Below are 18,156 nucleotides of genomic sequence, written 5' to 3' on the forward strand. Positions count from 1 at the left end.
CATCGGGGAATGCGAGCTCCTGGTGACCTGCTGGCCGCGGTGGTGGGCATGCGTCAACACCTAAGGGCAAGCCGTTTCAAGCTCGTAGAGCTGGTCCATGCTCAAAGTCGCGATCTTGGCAAAGGAGGTCTGGTTCTTTACGCGGCCATCTTGAAGTATGACGACTTCGTCGCAGAACGAGATGGTGCTGCGATGATGGCTGATGACGATTGTCGTGCGCCGACCGGCTCTTGATTTCAAGGTTTCGACAATCGCCGCCTCGGACAGTCCGTCCATGGCATTCGTGGCCTCGTCCAGAATGAGGATTTCCGGATCGCGCACCAGGGCCCTTGCCAGAGCGATGCGCTGTCGCTGTCCCGCCGAAACGGTGGCTCCCCGGTAGCCGACGACGGTCTCATATCCATCTGGCAGCTTCTCGATGAATTCGTGCGCTTCAGCAAGTCTGGCTGCGTTCCTGACCTCTTCAAGCGAAGCGCTGTGGCCATAGGTGATATTTTCGAGAATGGTGCCGTCAATCAGCTCGAGATCCTGGCTGGCGAGTGCAATTTGTCTGCGCCACTGCATCGGATCGATTTGATTGAGTGGGGTGCCGTCGACCAGAATGTTTCCTCCGTCAGGCTCGACAAATCGACATAGGAGATTGACGATCGTCGTCTTTCCGGCGCCGGACCGTCCAATTATGGCGGTTGAACGACCTTTGGGAAGATCGAAGGTCGCAGCGCGCAGCACGACGGGTCGCGAGCCGGAGCCCGGGTACTTGAACGTCACGCCATCGAATTTGATGTGCTGGCGTATGGCCTGAACCGGAGCATCGCCTGCCGGTGGGTTCGGCTTGTCGGACGGATCCAGTAACCATCTGACCTCTTCCAGGGACCCGCTCCAGCCTTGCACGGCGCTCCATGCCATTTGCAGCGCACGGACATGCGGCTGCAGCCGATAAAGCAAGACAACGAAGGCCACGATAACAGGAAAGCTTATACCCCAAAGCCAGGCGCTGACGACGACAGTCAAAAAGAGAGCCGAATGCAGCACCTCTGTCAGTGGCGGCAATACCGCCTGGCGGGATTGGAGATCGAAACCAGCCTCTCTGACCGCATCCGACGAGGTATCGAAGACTGCTTTCTCCCGCTGTTCCTGTCCGAAGGCGCGGATAAGCCGTCCGGCGTGAACGAGATGAAGCATCTTGGCGGCAAGTTCACCGTTGAACGTCGTGACTTTGCGGCTCGGGGCTCTGAGGCTGGCTGAGAGAAGCGCGTGCAGGACCTGGATCACCACCAGCCCAAGTGCAACGCCAAGCGTCATCTGCCATGAAAGAAGCAGGAGAAAGGAGAGGAGAATGACCACAGCCGATACGTTTACGATCGCTGCAAGTGTGGTCTGGATTGCGTCCGAAGCGCGCCAGGACTCGTTTGATATGATGTTGAGCAGTCGCCCCGGACTTTGCTGGAGGAAGAATGAGTATCCAACTGTCAAGAGCTGGCGGGCAAGAGAGCTTCGCATGGCATGGCCGGCCCTGCCGTAGATCAAATTGGTGAGCACGGCGTTGGCGAAGGCGAGCACATTCTTCAGGGTGATCAATCCGAGGATTGCGGCGGCAATCACAATCAGCCTTGCCCGGTCATCCAACCCGGCACCGACTTGCTGAAAGACCGCTGAGAGCCCGGCCATTCCCGACGGTTCCGCCCCGCCGGCGATAATGCTGAGCATTGGGATGATGAGACCGATGCCCGTACCTTCGAGAACGGCGGTACTTAGTCCCAAAATGACGACGACCGCCAGCAGACCAACCTGCCGGCCGAGTGACTGACGCAATAGCCGAAAGCTCAACTCGGCGAACTCTAGCATGGCTGTGACCCCGGGGTGTGATGAACGCGTGCGCGCGAGAATTCGCGATACTTTCCGGCCATCATGCTAGCCCCTGAAGCGGCTGTACGGACTTGGCGGGCACCGATTGATAGTACCGCGTCATGAGATCCATGCGCCGGGTTGCACCGTCCGAGAAACGGCACAGCCACGGTGCATAAGCGGCGGAAAGAAGGCCGTATCGCTCTCGACGCCGGATGAGCCGCCACTTTCCCGTCTGCGTAAGAAAGGCGTGTGTCAGCTCCGGGCGCTGCTCATCGATAATGAGCTGATAGAGGAAATAGAAGAAGCACAAGGTTCCATGCGCATAGCTCGAGGACGCGCGGCCTGCCTGCTCGGCGATTTTTCTTTCAATCGTAAGTATGCAATCCGCAGCGCGGCGCACGGTGTCATGGGTGACGGCAGCACCAATATCGTGAAGGGCGCCGGGATCGTCGCAGAGAGACTGTCGTTCAAGGTTCTCGGCCACGATCTTCAGGTGGGTTCGCCGCATTTGCCGCTTGTGCCTGCTTGAGACGCTGTCGCTATGAATACGATAGGCGACCAGGCTCTCATCGATCATCGCTGCTGGAAATCGCCGTGCAATGCGTCCGAAGAGATCGAAATCCTCGGCATGGACATAGCCTGCATCGTACACCAGCATGTCTTCGGGAATGACATTGCGGTTGTACATCACTGTCGAATGCAAGAAGATGGTAAAAAACATCGACAAGATGTGCCAATCGCCAGTCTGATAGATTGGATTTGGCCTGCCGCGGACCACCCGGTTGCCGAGAAGCTGATCGATGCCGGTGCCGCTGATGGCGAGCTGAGGCTGTCGGGCAAAGAGCGCGACCTGACGCGAGAAGCGCGACGGGTAGGAAATATCGTCCGCGTCCATTCTGGCGACGAGATCGCCTTTCGCCAAGGCGATTCCCTCGTTCAGCGTCGCAATCAGCCCACGATTTTCCCGCGAGACGATCCGGATGCGATTGTCGGCGTTTTGATATCGTTGGAGGACCTCCAGCGAGCCATCGGTCGATCCGTCGTCAAGAGCGATGACCTCGAAGCGGGTGTAGTCCTGGCGCAGAATGCTTTCGAGTGCGGCGGCAACATGGGGTTCACCGTTATAGACCGGCAGCACGACGGAGATCAGTGGATCAGACATCCTTCAGCTCCCGCGTTCATCAGGGTTGGCGTAGCTCGGGCGATAGGCCGAAGCCTCATACCCCCGCTCGCCGGCAATGCTCGGCCGGGACGACGGCGTGCTAGGCCTCGCGGAGCTGACGTAGGGGAAATAGCGCTTGAGCTGGTTGAGCGGCCTCTCGAATGCCAGCCAGGAAATCGAAGCCAGCATCAATGTCGCTGCGGTCGCAACCACAAAACGACCGGGCCCCTGCTCTGAGACATTGACCGGGATCCAGGACTGAGCCTTGACGACCAGCGACAGCACAACTGGATGAAATAGGTAAACCCCGTAACTCATACGTCCGATCGCGGTACTCGTCGGTCGTTCCAGCATCCGGCCGAATGCACCCTGCATGCCCGATGAGCAGCATCCGACCAGCATGACGAGGGGTATGAGGGGGAACACCTCCCCGCCGATCCATGTCACCCATTCCAGGGGCGGTGTCATGGACACCGACTTCAACCATAGGAACGTGATCGAGGCTATGGTTAAAGGCACGACACTTAGCCCAATCCATCGGGGCCAAGCCTCGGTTTTCCTGCGGTAGACGGCAAGGAGAGCGCCGGCCACCAGCGCATCGACGGACGCCGGAGGAAGGAGGTCTCGCGCCAGAGATGGTGTGCCCGTAAATGGCCAATAGAGGCGATAGGCCAGCGAGAATGCTATGACGGCGACGCAAACAGGCGCAATCAGCCGGCGCGGAGCCAGCAGGATCACCAGAGGCCAGGCGATATAGAACTGTTCCTCGATGCTCAAGCTCCAGGCGTGACACAACACCCAGGGCGTCCATTCGTTTCGAAGCGCATACCAGAAGTTCGACAGATACAGCGCGTGCCATTTGAGGCTGCCCCGGGCGCCCTCAAGATTGACAAACCATATGAAGCCCAACATCGCGAAGTAAGGGGGAAATATGCGCAGTGCGCGGCGAATGTAGAATGCCTTCAGCGCCGCACTCGGCTGGTAGTCGGCAAAGGAACGTGCGTCCAGCAGGAGCCGGGTTATCAGAAAGCCACTGAGGACGAAGAACAGACGTACGCCGAGATGGCCCAGGACTGATCCATTGGCCGCAAAGAAGTGGTGATAGAGGACCATTGTGACTGCGAGAGTCCTAAGTCCGTCCAGTTGCCGGTCGCGAGACATGAATCTCCTTGGCCGATCGGGACTCGCTCCTTGTGAGAGCCTTCCTCGATGGCATTCTTGCAGCTCGCATTGCTGCTGATTGTGCCGTCCCGGACGAGACGAACTGAAGTATCGACGCAGGCGCGAAAATTCTGGCGGAATCAGGCCAAACTGTGACCCTGGCGTGTGATCAGACTTTGGTCCGATGCCTGCGCGACAAGGTTTGCGTCGATCTCGGGGCTTCGCGTGTCGGCACTGATCCTCCAATTCTGCAGCCCAGATCGGGTTCCAAAAACCGCTCGCGGGCACCCGGAACATAACGGCTTGTCGATTGCCAGCTGACATCAGACGAGCCGCTGGCCCAGATGCACGAAAGCTATTCGGTGCTCGCTGCGAGCGCGTGAATTGCGCTCTCATTGCGGGGAGGGGAGAGGTCGTCGGGCCCTCATCGAGGCGCGATGTTGCAAACCAAAGTCGAGGCTATTTCTGCATGACCCTTTGCCGAAATTGAATTGGTCAGCCGGCGCAAGTTCGCGTCAATGTGCCGGCCCGGGCCAAACAGTCGAAATGAGGGTTGCATGAGCAGGATCGTCTTTGTTCACGGGTCTTTCGTCCCCGAGGAGGAGGCGCGAATCAGTCTTTTCGATCGCGGCTTCCTGTTCGGCGACGCGGTCTACGAGGTCACGGCCGTGATCGATGGCCGGATGATTGACAACGATCTGCATCTGGCTCGGTTCGCTCGTTCTCTGAAGGAGATGAACATTCCTCTGGCCTTGTCTCTGGGTCGCATCGTCTCGATCCAGTTGGAGCTGATCGAACGCAATGCCCTGCAGCACGGCACCGTCTATCTTCAGGTTTCGCGCGGCGAGGCCGATCGTGACTTTCTGTACAGCGACAAGATGGAGCCGAAGCTGATCGGCTTCACCCAGGCGAAGCGGCTGACCGGAACCGCGGCGCAGCGCGACGGAATCTCCGTCGACCTGGCTCCGGATCAGCGCTGGCAGAGGCGGGACATCAAGACGGCAATGCTGCTCGCACAGGTCATGGCCAAACAGGCTGCACGCGCGGGAGGCTACGACGATGTCTGGTTGGTCGAGGACGGGCTGGTGACGGAAGGCGCGTCTTCAACTGCGCATATCATCACCGCGGATCGACGAATCCTCACCCGGCCGGCTTCCCGTGCCACGCTGCCGGGCTGTACGCAGCGCGCCGTTGCACGTTTATGTGCCGAACAGGGATTGCTCTTCGAAGAGCGTGCCTTTACGCCCGAGGAAGCGCAGGGCGCCGCCGAGGCGTTCCAGACCTCAGCCTCGAGTCTGGTCATGCCGGTCGTGCGCATTGCCGACAAGTCGATCGGCGACGGCAAGCCTGGCCCGATGACGCGTCACCTCCAGACGCTCTATCTGAAGGCGGCTGGCGTTCAGGCATAGACAAGAGAACAGAGATGAAAACAGCGCGGGAACTCGGACTGATAGTAGAGGGAGCGATGGTTCCCGGACCGGGAAACGCCATTACCGATGTGCCTGGCGTGGCGGTTGGGCACCGCTCGCTCAGCGCCGAAGGCATCCATACGGGCGTAACCGCCATTGTTCCCCATCCAGGAGACATCTTTCGCAGGAAACCGCGTGCGGCGGTCGAGGTGATAAACGGCTTCGGCAAGTCGGCGGGACTGATGCAGGTCGCGGAACTCGGCACGATCGAGACACCGATTCTCCTGACCAATACGTTTGGTGTGGCCGCCTGCACCGAAGCGCTGATTCGCCGTGCGATCGCGGCAAATCCGGCCATCGGGCGCAAGACCTCAACGGTCAATGGCCTCGTCTTCGAATGCAATGACGGTAGCATCAGTGACATCCAGGCCATGGCGGTAACGCCCGCCGACGCCTGCGCGGCGCTTGACGACGCAAGGACAGGTGAGGTGGTGCAGGGTGCGGTCGGAGCCGGATCCGGCATGACGGCGTTCGGCTTCAAGGCTGGCATTGGTACCGCGTCGCGGCGACTGCGGATTGCGAAGCGTGATTTCACCTTGGGAGCACTGGTTCTTGCCAATTTCGGCGCTGCCGGCGATCTCATTCTGCCCGATGGTCGCCGTCCGGATCCTCGCCGTCCACCCAGCCCGGAGCGGGGCTCCGTCATCGTCGTCATGGCGACGGATTTGCCGCTCGGCGATCGCCAGCTGCAGCGCGTCGCCAAACGCGGCGGTGCGGGGCTGGCGCGACTCGGTGCTTTCTGGGGCAATGGTAGCGGCGATATCTGCCTGTGCTTCACCACCGCCGATCCGGTCGATCATGAACCGGCGTCACCCATTACGGCCCAGGACCGGCTTTCCGACGCGTTCATCGACACCGCCTTCCGCGCTGCCGCTGAAACCACACAGGAGGCGGTACTGAACGCGCTCTGCATGGCGCCTGCAACACCCGGCCGCAACGGCCGCCTTTATCCCGCCCTTGCCGATTGGCTACAGGAGAACCCGCTGCAATGAAAGTTTTCATCTCTGCCGATATTGAAGGTACCGCAGGTATCGTTCATTGGGACGAGGCCGAGCGCACGCATGCCGACTGGAACGAGTTCCGCGCACTGATGACTGCCGAGGTCGTTGCTGCCTGCGACGGGGCTCGCGCTGCGGGAGCGACCGAGGTCGTGATCAAGGATGCCCACGACAGCGGGCGCAACCTGATCCTCGATCGGTTGCCCGACTATGTCCGGATCGTGCGTGGCTGGTCGGGGCATCCCGATGCGATGATGTTCGGTCTCGATGCCGGTTTTGCGGCGGCGATCTACACCGGCTACCATTCCAAGGCAGGCAGCGAGGCCAATCCGCTCGCTCACACGTCCAACCTGCGCATATCGCGCCTGCTTCTGAACGGTGAGGTTGCTTCCGAATTCACCGTGAACGCGCTCTGCGCGGCGGGATATGGGGTGCCTTCCGTCTTCCTGTCCGGCGACGCGGCCATGTGCGCGGAAGCGGGCGCGATGGTGCCCGGTATGTCCACGGTGGAGACACTTGAGGGTAAAGGCCGTGCCTCCACGTCGATCTCGCCCGCTTGGTCGCGCCGGCTTATCCGCGAGGGTGTGGCGTCCGCGCTGTCGGCGGATTTCAGCCAGACGCTCCCCGACCGGGCCGAGCGCTACGAAGTGGTGATCGAGTTCAACAATCCGACCGACGCCTATCGTGCTGGCTGGTACCCGGGCGCACGAGCCCATGGTCCGCGCGCCGTTGCTTTCGCCAATGCGGATTTTGCCGAAATCCTGCGTGCACTCGTTTTCATGAAGGTCTGAGCCTGTCGTTTCGTGTGCCGGTCGTCAGGCCGGCTCGCGCTCCAGCAATTGACCAGACATGCGCCAGAGTTCGTCGACCTTGCGATTGCGGCTCGCCGCGTGGCGGTAAAGGCGGATTTCGAGATCGAGATTCCACCCCTCGTCCTTCGAGGCGGGCACGAGGCGCCCTGACTCCATCTCGTCGCGTGCGAGGCTTTCAGGCAGCCAGCAGACGCCCGCTCCCGCAAGCGCCATGTTCATCAAACCGGCACTGATCGTATTCTCATGTGTCGTCCGGCGGCGAAATGGCGGGCGGCGAAGCAGAAGACGCGAGAGAGCTACGCCGAAGAAGGAATTGAAGCCGTAGCTGAGATAGGGGATTGCCAGCCGCTGCTGCTCGACGGCCCGATCCAGCAAATTTCTTCCGGCTTGCGATTGACCGGCTACGACGACGTTCGGCGCCACCAGAGGGATCAGCCGGTCGTGGGCGACGGTCAGCCACGCGAATTTGCCGCGGTCGAGATGGAATGGCACCTCCGGATGGGCGTAGGTCAGGAAGAAATCGGCCTCGTCGCCAACGAGCGCATCCAGGTTTGCCTCGATGCCACCTCGGTCCGGTATCAGCGAGGTGTTGAACGCTCCCCCTGCTTTCTCCAACGCCCTTAACCATTGCGGAAAGAATGTAACCGTCAGCGTGTGCAGTGCCGCGAAGCGTATGAGGCCGGGTTCATGTGACGGACGCAGGGCCTCTCGCGCCGCATAGCATGACCGGATCGTTTCCTGTGCGACGGGCAGGAAATTCCGGCCGGCCGGCGTCAGCTCGGCAGGCATCGCCGCGCGGCTGATCAAGGTCGCGCCCAGCCATCCCTCGAGCTGCTTGATTCGGCGGCTGAAGGCCGGTTGTGTCACGTTGCGCAGTTCAGCCGCTCTCGAGAAACTAGAGGTGTCCGCAAGGGTCACGAAGTCCTCCAGCCATTTGATTTCCATTCCATTCTCCTCCCCAATGCTCCTCGCCCAATTCAGCATAAGTCATTCATCTTGAATAGATATGCCAAATTCGCATGAGGTTGTGCCAAAACCGAATTGGCCAAGCCTGCCACAAGCTTTCACCTTGTCACACGACAGAAATTCATGGACGGCGCGAGCGCTTCGCATCGCCTGTCCTTAATGCCGGGTTCGTCCGGGTCGTGACAACGGAGCAGTTAATGGCAGTCAGAATTGAAGCCGATCTCATCCTTTACAACGGCCGCATATGGTGCGGCCGCGAGGAAGGATCCTGCGAGGCGGTGGCCGTCTGGCAGGGAAAGGTTCTCGCAACCGGCAGCGATGCAGAAATTATGAGCCTTAAGGGATCGCGCACCGAGGTCATCGATCTGGACGGCCGTTTTGCCAGCCCCGGGCTGATCGACAACCATCTGCACCTGATTTCGACCGGCATCGTCATGGGCTGGGTGGACGCGACGCCTGCCGCGGCCCCCACCCACGCCGCGCTGATGCGCCAGATCGCCGAACGCGCAGCGGTGACGCCGAAGGGCGAGTGGGTTCGCGCACGTGGCTATGATCAGGTCAAGCTCGATACGGGCCGGCATCCGACACGCGCGGACCTTGATCTCGCTGCGCCGGATCATCCGGTTCTGGTGACGCGGGCGTGTGGCCATGTGGCGATCGCCAATTCGAAAGCTTTGATGCTGGCAGGCGTGACCGAGGCGACACCTGTGCCGGATGGCGGCGTAATCGGCCTGACGGACGGCAAACTGAACGGCCTTCTGGCGGAGAACGCCATGAACCTCGTCAAGGCCGTGATCCCGTCGGCCACGACCGCCGAACTGATCGATGGGATCGAGCGCGCCGGGCAATATCTCCTGTCCCTCGGCATCACGAGCTGCATGGACGCCGCCGTCGGACAGCTTTCCGGCTTTGCGGAAATTCAGGCCTATGAAATGGCCAAGATCGCGGGTCGCTTGCCCGTGCGCGTCTGGCTGACCCTTCTTGGTGATCCCGGCGTGTCGATCGTCGAGGATTGCTGGCGCGCGGGCCTCATCTCCGGCGCCGGCGACGACATGCTGCGCGTTGGCGCGGTGAAAATATTCCTTGATGGATCGGCCGGTGGACGCACGGCGTGGATGACGAAGCCTTACAAGGACGAGCCGGAAAACCTCGGCGTGCAAATGCTGCCCGACGCGGTCGTCGAGGAGATTGTGCAGTCCTGCCATGACCGGGGCTACCAAATGGCTTGCCATGCAATCGGCGACGGCGCCATCGAGCAGTTGATCACGGCTTACGAGAAGGCGCTTGCCGCCAATCCTGATCCGGATCGCCGCCACCGTGTGGAGCATTGCGGCTATCCGTCTCCGGAGCAAAACGCACGCATGAAGGCGGCGGGCATTCTGCCGGCGCCGCAGATGGCCTTCATTCACGATTTCGGCGACAGCTATATCTCCGTCCTCGGCGAGGAGCGCGGCGTCAAGTCCTACCCGATCGGCACGTGGGCGCGCATGGGGCTCAAACCCTCCACCGGCTCCGACGCACCGGTCTGCTCGCCCAATCCTTTCCCCGACCTCTACGCGATGATCACCCGCCAGACCGGCAAGGGCACCGTCATGGATGCCTCCGAGAAGCTTAGTCGCGAGGAGGCGCTCCAGGCCTACACGGAATACGGTGCCCATTCGCAGAAGGCTGAAAACGTGAAGGGGCGGCTGGTCGCTGGTCAGTGGGCTGACATCGCGGTCTTCGACAATGATCTTCTCACCGCATCGCCCGAGGCGATCCTGTCGGATACGCGCTGCCTGCTGACGTTGCTGGCGGGCCGCGTTGTGCACGACGCGAGAGGCTGAGCCACTCAAAAAAATGACTGACACGATGCCGAAAAGGGAACCCGGCACAAAGAGGGAGAACGAAATGCTGAAGAGACTTTCAATCGCTGCGATGCTCAGCCTGGGCGTCGCGACCATGGCGTTTGCGGATGGCGAGCGTCATGGCGGTACACTTGTATTCACCGCGCCTTATGGCTCCAGCTTCGCGACGCTGGATGTTCAGTCGAGCCCCAACACGCAGGAAGAATTCATCACCCAGGCCATTCACCGGGCGCTGTACAGCTGGGACTCGATCAACAACAAGCCGGTTCTGGAATTGGCGACCTCGGCTGATGTCTCCGAGGACGGGACGACCTACACCTATCATCTGCGCGACAACGCCGTCTTTCACAATGGCAAGCCGCTGACGGCCGATGACATCATCTACAGCTACAAGCGCATCGGCAATCCGAAGAACGCGTTCCCCGGTGCCAGCTATATCGCCATCATCAAGGGCGCCGACGACTATATCGCCGGCAAGGCGCAAGACATCAGCGGCCTGAAGAAGATCGATGATCACACGCTTCAGGTGACCTATACCGGGCCAATCAATCCCGGCTTTTCGTTGATGCAGAACACGACGGTGATCTATCCCTCGAACGTCGCGGACGAGTCGACTTTCGGCAAGAACCCGATCGGTCTCGGCGCCTTCGCCTTCAAGGAATACACGCCTGGCTCGCAGGTCGTCGTGGAGAAGTTCGACAAGTATTACGAGAAGGGCAAGCCCTATCTCGACCGCGTGAAGATCGTGCTGATGGGTGAGGATTCCGCCCGCGACGTGGCATTCCGCAACAAGGAAATCGACGTGTCGATCCTTGGGCCCACCCAGTATCAAGCTTACCAGGGAGAGGATGCCCTGAAGGACCACCTGCTGGAGGTCGCCGAGGTCTACACCCGCAATATCGGCTTCAATCCGACCTTCGAGCCGTTCAAGGACAAGCGGGTGCGTCAGGCCATCAACTACGCAATCAACACGCCGCTGATCGTCGAACGCCTGGTCAAGAACAAGGCCTATCCCGCTTCCGGCTGGCTGCCGCTCTCCTCGCCGGCGTTCGACAAGGATAAGCCTGCCTATGCATACGACCCGGAAAAAGCCAAGGCGCTTCTCGCCGAAGCCGGTTATGCCAAAGGCTTCTCCTTCGAAGTGACCGCCAGCCCGAACGAAAGCTGGGGCGTGCCGATCGTCGAAGCCGTCCTGCCGATGCTGCAGAAGGTCGGCATCACGGTGAAGCCGAAGCCGGTTGAAAGCTCGGCACTCGGCGACGCAGTGACGTCGAACAACTTCCAGGCCTTCATCTGGTCGAACCTCTCCGGCCCGGATCCGCTGCAGGCGCTTCGCTGCTACTACTCCAAGACGCCGCAGTCGGCCTGCAACTACGAGAGCTTCTCGAACGCCGATTTCGACAAACTCTACGAGGCAGCGCAGCAGGAACGCGACCCGGCCAAGCAGAACGAACTGCTACGCCAGGCGAACAACCTGATCCAGGACGAAGCGCCCGTCTGGTTCTTCAACTACAACAAGGCAGTGATGGCATACCAGCCGTGGATCCACGGGCTTGTTCCGAATGCGACGGAACTGGCCATCCAGCCTTACGATGAAATCTGGATCGACGACACGGCGCCGGACTCGCGCAGTTAATCCGGGAGTTCATGCCGGTGGCCGCGGGATTCCCGCGGCCAGTCGAATTCGCATTGCCGCGCGCCTCCCTAAAGGGCGACCAAAACGGGTTTGTTCATGCTTCGCTTCACTCTGCGCCGCGTCCTGCAGATCGTGCCGACGGTGATCGTCGTGGCGTTGTTGATCTTCGTTATCTTCAGCGTTGTGCCGGGCAGCTTTGCCACCAGCCTTCTTGCCGACGGCAAGCGCACCGCTGACCCACAGCTGATTGCCCACCTCAACCAGGAATTCGGCCTCGACAAGCCGCTGACGGAGCGGTTCGTGAAATACGTCACCGACCTTGCGCGGCTCGACCTCGGGACCAGCTTTCGAAGTCGCCAGCCGGTGCTCGATCTGATCGGCGACCGCATGTGGGCTTCGCTGGAACTAGCGCTCGCCGCCATGGCGTTCGCGGTCGTGGTCGGCGTGCCCCTCGGCTTTCTCGCCGCTCTCCGTCCCGGATCGATTCTCGACACGACGACGATGATCGGCGCGGTCTCGGGTCTTTCCATGCCCCAGTTCTGGCTCGGGCTCCTGATGATGTACGTCTTTGCGCTTCATCTGAACTGGCTGCCGAGCTTCGGCTATGGCGACGGATCGTTCCGTAACCTGATCCTGCCCGCCGTCACGCTCGGCGTTACGCCGCTGGCGCTTCTGGCACGCACCACGCGGGCTGGGGTTCTCGACGTGCTGAACGCGGATTTCATTCGCACCGCGCATTCGAAGGGCATGAGCGAAGCCAAGGTCGTGCGCTGGCACGTGATGCGCAACGCTCTCGTGCTGATCGTGACAACGGTCGGTCTGCAATTCGGTTCGCTGATCGGGCAGGCCGTGGTGATCGAGAAACTTTTCGCCTGGCCTGGCATCGGCTCGCTCCTGGTGGACAGCGTGGCGATCCGCGACATTCCCGCGGTGCAGGGAACGATCCTGGTCATCGTCCTCTGGTTCCTCGTCATCAACACCCTTGTCGACCTGATCTACGCGGCGATCGACCCGCGCATCAAGCAGGGGTGAGGCGATGCGCTTTGGTTTCAATTTCATCCTCGGCGCGCTTCTCACGGTGCTCGTCATCCTCGCCGGCATCTTTGCTCCCTGGATCGCGCCGTTCGATCCGGTGTTGAATGCCGATCTGATGAATGCCGAATTGCCGCCCGATGCCACATTCTGGTTTGGTACGGACGCTCAGGGCCGTGATGTCTTTACGCGCATCCTCTTTGGCGCGCAGATTTCGCTGACCGTCGGGATCGTCTCGCAGGTCATCAACTCCATCATCGGCTGCACGCTCGGCATGACTGCCGGCTACTGGGGCGGCTGGTGGGACGATCTCGTAAACGGTCTCACAAACGTCATGCTTGCCATCCCCTCCTTGATCTTCGCGCTGGCGGTCATGGCCGTACTTGGCCCGGGCCTGCCATCACTACTGATTGCCCTGGGGCTCACGAACTGGAGCTGGACGTGCCGCATTGCGCGCTCCTCCACCCTGTCGCTGAAGTCTCAGGGATATGTGCAGGCGGCACAGACGCTCGGCTACGGCGATCTGCGCATCATGTTCACGCAGATCCTGCCCAACATGATGGGTCCGATCCTTGTCATGGCGACGCTGGGCATGGGCTCGGCGGTGCTTTCAGAGGCGGCTCTCTCCTTCCTCGGACTTGGCGTCCAGCCGCCCTTCCCAAGCTGGGGCGCGATGCTGACGGATGCGCGCCAGTTGATCCGGACCGCACCCTGGGTCGCGGTGTTTCCGGGGCTTGCCATCTTTCTCTCGGTGCTGGGCTTCAACCTTCTGGGCGATGGGCTGCGCGACAGGCTTGATCCGCATATGAGGACGCGCACGCCATGACTGCTCCGCTTCTCGACATCAAGGAACTCAAGCTCGATGTTTCGGCCGGGCGCTCTCTTCTTCCGATCCTCAAGGGCGTCTCGTTCCAGATCATGCCGGGTGAGGCCTATGGACTCGTTGGCGAATCCGGTTCTGGCAAATCGGTGACGTCGCTTGCCGTGATGGGTCTCCTGAAAAGGCCCTTGCGCGTTTCGGGCGGTGAAGTCGTCTTCAAGGGCCAGAACCTGCTCGCCCTGCCGAAGCGGGAGATGAGACGGCTGCGGGGAAACCGCGTCGCCATGATCTTCCAGGAGCCGATGACGGCGCTTAATCCGCTCTCCACGGTCGGGCGCCAGATCGCCGAGATGTTCGTCCTGCACCAGGGCAAGGACTGGGGCGAAGCGATGAAACTTGCCGTAGACGCGCTCGCAAGCGTGCGCGTGCCCAATCCGGACCGACGCGCGACGAACTATCCGCACCAGATGTCGGGCGGCTTGCGCCAGCGCGTGATGATCGCCATGGCGCTCGCCTGCAATCCGGATCTCTTGATCGCGGATGAGCCGACAACGGCGTTGGACGTGACCGTTCAGGCCGAAGTGTTACGGTTGATCAAGGAACTCTGCGCCGCGCGCGGCACCGCGGTCCTGTTCATCAGCCACGATCTCGGCGTGATCGCCAGTGTTTGCCAGCGGGTGGGAGTGATGTATGCCGGTTGCCTGGTGGAGGAGAACGATACCGCCCTGCTGTTTTCCGATCCGAGGCACGAGTACACGCGCGGGCTTCTCGGAGCGCTGCCGCGGCTGGGGAGTCGCAGCCTGCATGGACGCCAGCGCCTGGTAGACATCGACAGCATCATCGCCGATCGCTCGAAGTTGACCGAGACGCGGTTCATTGCGCCACGCCGCGACGAAGGAGGAAAGCCGTGACCGGGTCTTTGCTGCAAGTGGACGACCTGCATGTGCGCTTTCCGGTGTCTGGCGGCGGGCTTTTGGGAACCGGACGGCGGACGCTTTACGCCGTAAACGGCATCAGCTTCGAATTGGGCAAGGGTGAGTGTCTGTCGATCGTTGGCGAATCAGGCTGCGGCAAGTCCACGACGGCGCTGTCGATCCTCGGTCTGCAGGCGCCGACCTCAGGAACGATCCGCTACCGGGGTCAACCGCTGACCGGTCCTGGTGCGCCGGGGCGCATGCAGCGCGCCAAGGCGGTGCAGATGGTGTTTCAGGATCCGTACGCCTCGCTGAATCCCCGCCAATCGATAAGGGCGTCACTTGCCGCACCCCTTAGCCTTCATGGCATCAAATCGGCATCGGAGATTTCCGACAGGATCGAGGCGATGCTGATCAATGTCGGTCTGAAGCCGGAACAGGCCAGTCGCTACCCGCACGAGTTCTCGGGCGGGCAGCGCCAGCGCATCGGCATTGCCCGCGCACTCATCCTCGAGCCCGAGATCGTCGTATTGGACGAACCTGTATCCGCCCTCGACGTCTCGATCCGAGCGCAGATCATCAATCTTCTTCTGGATCTGCAGGAAAAGCTCGGTCTTTCCTATCTGATGATCAGTCATGACCTAAGCGTGGTGGAGCACATGAGCGATCGTGTGCTGGTGATGTTCTTCGGCCAGGTCGTCGAGGAAGGTGGGTGGCGCCAGATCTTCGAGACGCCGGCCCATCCCTATACACGCCGCCTTATAGGGGCCATTCCCGATCCCGAAATCGCCATGAGCGGGCAGCCGAAGGCGAAGCGCTTCCATGATGCCCAGCTCCCGGCCGGACGCGGTTTCGGATCGGACGGGAGCCCGGCACCGGATGTCTTTGCCGCGCCGACCCCGTCGGAACTGGTCGAAATTGCCGACAATCACAGGGTGAGGCTGTCCGTCGCGGCTTGATTGAATTAGGGCCGCACTGCAATGACGTCCTATGCCCCAGTTGCCGGTGAGGAAGGTGGTTGGAAGCATTTGAAATCGCTTTTGCTGCTTGGTGCGTCGCGTTTGATCCCGATGCGTGACCCATACGAAGAGGCGTGCGAAAAGCCTTGTCAGCAAGACACCTGACAGGCTCGCATCAGTCGACAAACTCGACAGTCACGCCTGGTTTTACCATCGCGGCCAATTCCTCGGCGTCCCAGTTGGTCAGGCGGACGCATCCATGTGATCCGATCTTGTCGATAAGGGAGGGTTCCGGTGTGCCGTGAATTCCATAGGTCGGCTCTGTCAGATCGATCCAGATGGTTCCAACCGGGCCGTTGGGACCTTTGGGCAGCGTTAAGGGCCTGGTGTTCTTTCCCTGCTGAAAGTTGATTTTCGGATCGTAACTGTATGGCGGCATTCGCGCGACGCCCTTGACCTTGTGGGTTCCTGACGGCGAAGGCGTTTGCCTGCTGCCGATCGTGGCGGGATAAACGGCCAGCAAGGAGCCATCCTTGCCAAACGCCAGGACTTGCCCAATTCGTCGTCGCACTTCAATCCTCTTGACCATATCTTCTTTCGCGCTGCCGGGCATCGCCACCAGTATTGTCTTTCCGACCGTAAACGGCGTGCCGGCGTTCAGCGCTTTCAGAAGATCGATGTCCATGTGGAACCGCTCGGACAGTTTCTCGGCAACACTTGTGTATCCGAGGTACCTCATCTCGGCTTGCCTGGCGTAGTCTTTGGGAATGCGGTCGACGAGATCTTGTGTGTCTTCCGGGGAGATTACATAGGTCCCGATGACTGGCTGGTCGTCAAGCAGAAGGCGAATGACGTCAGGATCCAGCTTTCCATCAGTCGGGATGCCCCGCATGGCTTCCAGGCCAGCGATCGCCTTGGTGACGTTCTCGCCGTAATGCCCGTCTATCACCCCGGGAGACGACCCCAAGCGATCCAGAAGCACCTGCAGACGTATAACGGCAGGCTCTGGTCGAGGGGAGGCTTTGGCTGGTCGCTCGGTTGGAATGGAGTCGAGCGAGGCACTGTTGATGGTTTCCGCACCAAGCTCCTGGGCGCTTGCGGTGCCAAGCAGGCCCAGGGTCAGCGACACGACGAGAAAGATCGTTGTTTTCATGAGCGTGAAATCTACGACTGGCCAAGTTGTTCCAACGGCGGCGTCCGTTGAGGCAGTCGGGAGTTCAATATCATCAAACGGTATGCAGAATGCTTTCACGCGGTTCACTGCACCGCGACTCTGTTACAGCTCACTCACTGAGTGGAGTCTCGGTCAAAGCCGGATCGCAAGACTACGGCTTTAGAGAACGTAGCTGATCGGATCGTTGCTGACCGGATGCGGAAAGACACCCATTTCCAGATCGAAGACCGATTTGAGCACATCGGACCTTATGATGTCGGCTGGCGTGCCGTGTGCCGAGATGCGGCCTTTCCTCAAAGCCACGATCTCGTCGCAATAGCGGGCGGCCAGATTGATATCGTGGAGGACGACGACGATCGTTAGCCGGCGCTCGTGACTGAGTTCGCGCAGCAGCGCCAACACGCTGTCCTGGTGTAGCAGATCCAGCGCGGAGGTCGGCTCATCAAGAAGCAGGCACTGCGCATTCTGCGCCAGCATCATGGCGATCCAGGCGCGTTGCCGCTCGCCGCCGGACATGCTTGCAACCGGGCTGTCTGCAAAACGCTCGAGATCGGTTCGCCCTATGGCCTCGTCGACGAGTTTCTGATCGGCGCTGGTGAAACGGCCGAGCGTGCCGTGCCACGGGAATCGGCCAAGCGCCACCAGTTCACGAACCGTCATGAAATCGGTCGCTGGTGTGAACTGCGGCATGTAGGCAACCTGCCGGGCGAAGGGTCTGGCGCCCCAGCGCGAAATCGCCTCGCCTTTCAGCTCGACCCCACCGGAGGTCGGGGCAATCTGTCGGGCCATGATCTTCAGAAGCGTGCTCTTGCCGCTACCGTTCTGCCCAACCAGACCGTAGATGCGTCCGCTCTTCAATGTCAGGTCTATCCCGGAAAGGATGCTCTTTCCTGCCGCGTGATAGGCAATCTGTGACGTTGTCAGGAAGGGTGTCGACATGCGGCTTCTCTTTGCTTGCATCAGATAGCGATCGCGGCTTTACACGGTCTTTCAAAACTTTACCGTTACTATCAACTTATATATTCTCTGGCGCGCCATTATTTCGAAATGAAGGTTGGGCGCCTTGAGACTGGTTGCTCCGGACGCTGTCTTGGAAAGATTGGCCCTTTCCGTGCATTTCGCCAGCAGCGCCCGAAATCGATCTGGTCAAGTTGCGACAACTGACCCTCCTAAGTCTTTGCGAGTTGGTCGGAAGAACAGCAGCCCGCCATATACGCTGTTCTACCGCAGGCGGCTGCATGCAGTCCGTCGTTCAACTTGTTCCCGACCTGCATAAATCCTTTCTCAATGATCTTGATTGGGCCTCGCTGTCCCCTAGCTCAATTATTCAGGGCGTACGCGGCAATGGGGCTGCGCAA

Annotated in this window: 15 protein-coding genes; 9 read left to right on the top strand and 6 right to left on the bottom strand. The window is 60.6% G+C overall.

The features are described from left to right. Nucleotides 1-60 precede the first annotated feature (60 nt). From C934_RS0117885 to C934_RS0117895, 3 genes are all read right to left on the bottom strand, one after another. On the bottom strand, nucleotides 61-1,845 hold the full coding sequence (locus tag C934_RS0117885; RefSeq protein WP_026371885.1) for an ABC transporter ATP-binding protein: 1,785 nt from the start codon (nucleotides 1,843-1,845) through the stop codon (nucleotides 61-63). A 61-nt stretch (nucleotides 1,846-1,906) separates the two neighbouring features. Next, nucleotides 1,907-3,010 (bottom strand): glycosyltransferase family 2 protein, encoded by a 1,104-nt coding sequence (locus C934_RS0117890; protein WP_018858022.1) that lies wholly within the window; start codon nucleotides 3,008-3,010, stop codon nucleotides 1,907-1,909. 3 nt (nucleotides 3,011-3,013) lie between these two features. Then, nucleotides 3,014-4,171 carry an acyltransferase family protein gene (locus C934_RS0117895; protein ID WP_026371886.1) on the bottom strand — a complete coding sequence of 386 codons (1,158 nt, stop codon included), beginning with the start codon at nucleotides 4,169-4,171 and terminating at the stop codon, nucleotides 3,014-3,016. Between the two features lie 557 nt (nucleotides 4,172-4,728). On the opposite strand from C934_RS0117895, the gene C934_RS0117900 reads away from it, so the two are divergent. From C934_RS0117900 to C934_RS0117910, 3 genes are read left to right on the top strand one after another with little or no spacing between them, the layout of a single operon-like run. Continuing rightward, on the top strand, nucleotides 4,729-5,580 hold the full coding sequence (locus C934_RS0117900) for a D-amino-acid transaminase (protein ID WP_018858024.1): 852 nt from the start codon (nucleotides 4,729-4,731) through the stop codon (nucleotides 5,578-5,580). Between the two features lie 14 nt (nucleotides 5,581-5,594). Further along, nucleotides 5,595-6,632: a DmpA family aminopeptidase gene (locus C934_RS0117905; protein ID WP_026371887.1), complete on the top strand. Its 1,038-nt coding sequence runs from the start codon at nucleotides 5,595-5,597 to the stop codon at nucleotides 6,630-6,632. Further along, nucleotides 6,629-7,429 carry a M55 family metallopeptidase gene (locus C934_RS0117910; protein WP_018858026.1) on the top strand — a complete coding sequence of 267 codons (801 nt, stop codon included), beginning with the start codon at nucleotides 6,629-6,631 and terminating at the stop codon, nucleotides 7,427-7,429. Before C934_RS0117905 ends, C934_RS0117910 begins: the two co-directional genes overlap by 4 nt. Before the next feature lie 24 nt (nucleotides 7,430-7,453). Here C934_RS0117910 and C934_RS0117915 read toward each other — a convergent pair whose 3' ends face one another. Further along, on the bottom strand, nucleotides 7,454-8,395 hold the full coding sequence (locus C934_RS0117915) for a LysR family transcriptional regulator (protein ID WP_018858027.1): 942 nt from the start codon (nucleotides 8,393-8,395) through the stop codon (nucleotides 7,454-7,456). 218 nt (nucleotides 8,396-8,613) lie between these two features. Between C934_RS0117915 and C934_RS0117920 the strand changes: the two genes are divergently transcribed. The 6 genes from C934_RS0117920 to C934_RS0117945 all read left to right on the top strand — a co-directional run bounded on the left by C934_RS0117920 (nucleotide 8,614) and on the right by C934_RS0117945 (nucleotide 15,624). Continuing rightward, nucleotides 8,614-10,242 carry an amidohydrolase gene (locus tag C934_RS0117920; RefSeq protein WP_018858028.1) on the top strand — a complete coding sequence of 543 codons (1,629 nt, stop codon included), beginning with the start codon at nucleotides 8,614-8,616 and terminating at the stop codon, nucleotides 10,240-10,242. 64 nt (nucleotides 10,243-10,306) lie between these two features. After that, the gene (locus C934_RS0117925) at nucleotides 10,307-11,899 is read left to right on the top strand and encodes an ABC transporter substrate-binding protein (protein WP_018858029.1); all 1,593 of its coding nucleotides are present in this window, start codon (nucleotides 10,307-10,309) and stop codon (nucleotides 11,897-11,899) included. A 96-nt stretch (nucleotides 11,900-11,995) separates the two neighbouring features. Next, nucleotides 11,996-12,931, top strand: coding sequence for an ABC transporter permease (locus C934_RS0117930; protein WP_018858030.1), 936 nt, complete (start codon nucleotides 11,996-11,998; stop codon nucleotides 12,929-12,931). A gap of 4 nt (nucleotides 12,932-12,935) precedes the next feature. Beyond that, nucleotides 12,936-13,757, top strand: coding sequence for an ABC transporter permease (locus C934_RS0117935; protein WP_018858031.1), 822 nt, complete (start codon nucleotides 12,936-12,938; stop codon nucleotides 13,755-13,757). After that, nucleotides 13,754-14,662, top strand: coding sequence for an ABC transporter ATP-binding protein (locus C934_RS0117940; RefSeq protein ID WP_018858032.1), 909 nt, complete (start codon nucleotides 13,754-13,756; stop codon nucleotides 14,660-14,662). Before C934_RS0117935 ends, C934_RS0117940 begins: the two co-directional genes overlap by 4 nt. Next, a complete protein-coding gene (locus tag C934_RS0117945; RefSeq protein WP_018858033.1) occupies nucleotides 14,659-15,624 on the top strand; it encodes an ATP-binding cassette domain-containing protein in 966 nt (321 codons plus the stop codon). The genes C934_RS0117940 and C934_RS0117945 overlap by 4 nt, the downstream gene beginning before the upstream one ends. 175 nt (nucleotides 15,625-15,799) lie before the next feature. On the opposite strand, the gene C934_RS0117950 is transcribed toward C934_RS0117945, so the two are convergent. Both C934_RS0117950 and C934_RS0117955 read right to left on the bottom strand, forming a co-directional pair. Next, nucleotides 15,800-16,777, bottom strand: coding sequence for a L,D-transpeptidase family protein (locus C934_RS0117950; RefSeq protein WP_018858034.1), 978 nt, complete (start codon nucleotides 16,775-16,777; stop codon nucleotides 15,800-15,802). A gap of 180 nt (nucleotides 16,778-16,957) precedes the next feature. Continuing rightward, nucleotides 16,958-17,737, bottom strand: coding sequence for an ABC transporter ATP-binding protein (locus C934_RS0117955; RefSeq protein WP_018858035.1), 780 nt, complete (start codon nucleotides 17,735-17,737; stop codon nucleotides 16,958-16,960). Nucleotides 17,738-18,156 lie beyond the last annotated feature (419 nt).

The organism is Rhizobium sp. 42MFCr.1, from assembly GCF_000377185.1.
In the GTDB taxonomy this organism is placed as follows: Bacteria; Pseudomonadota; Alphaproteobacteria; order Rhizobiales; family Rhizobiaceae; genus Rhizobium; species Rhizobium altiplani.

Excerpts from the sequence above, each read along its gene's own strand:
- C934_RS0117910 (WP_018858026.1), top strand. The coding sequence starts at position 6,629 with ATGAAAGTTTTCATCTCTGCCGATATTGAAGGTACCGCAGGTATCGTT.
- C934_RS0117900 (WP_018858024.1), top strand. The coding sequence starts at position 4,729 with ATGAGCAGGATCGTCTTTGTTCACGGGTCTTTCGTCCCCGAGGAGGAG.
- C934_RS0117950 (WP_018858034.1), bottom strand. The coding sequence starts at position 16,777 with ATGAAAACAACGATCTTTCTCGTCGTGTCGCTGACCCTGGGCCTGCTT.
- C934_RS0117905 (WP_026371887.1), top strand. The coding sequence starts at position 5,595 with ATGAAAACAGCGCGGGAACTCGGACTGATAGTAGAGGGAGCGATGGTT.
- C934_RS0117885 (WP_026371885.1), bottom strand. The coding sequence starts at position 1,845 with ATGCTAGAGTTCGCCGAGTTGAGCTTTCGGCTATTGCGTCAGTCACTC.
- C934_RS0117935 (WP_018858031.1), top strand. The coding sequence starts at position 12,936 with ATGCGCTTTGGTTTCAATTTCATCCTCGGCGCGCTTCTCACGGTGCTC.
- C934_RS0117930 (WP_018858030.1), top strand. The coding sequence starts at position 11,996 with ATGCTTCGCTTCACTCTGCGCCGCGTCCTGCAGATCGTGCCGACGGTG.
- C934_RS0117955 (WP_018858035.1), bottom strand. The coding sequence starts at position 17,737 with ATGTCGACACCCTTCCTGACAACGTCACAGATTGCCTATCACGCGGCA.
- C934_RS0117895 (WP_026371886.1), bottom strand. The coding sequence starts at position 4,171 with ATGTCTCGCGACCGGCAACTGGACGGACTTAGGACTCTCGCAGTCACA.
- C934_RS0117915 (WP_018858027.1), bottom strand. The coding sequence starts at position 8,395 with ATGGAAATCAAATGGCTGGAGGACTTCGTGACCCTTGCGGACACCTCT.
- C934_RS0117925 (WP_018858029.1), top strand. The coding sequence starts at position 10,307 with ATGCTGAAGAGACTTTCAATCGCTGCGATGCTCAGCCTGGGCGTCGCG.
- C934_RS0117890 (WP_018858022.1), bottom strand. The coding sequence starts at position 3,010 with ATGTCTGATCCACTGATCTCCGTCGTGCTGCCGGTCTATAACGGTGAA.
- C934_RS0117920 (WP_018858028.1), top strand. The coding sequence starts at position 8,614 with ATGGCAGTCAGAATTGAAGCCGATCTCATCCTTTACAACGGCCGCATA.
- C934_RS0117940 (WP_018858032.1), top strand. The coding sequence starts at position 13,754 with ATGACTGCTCCGCTTCTCGACATCAAGGAACTCAAGCTCGATGTTTCG.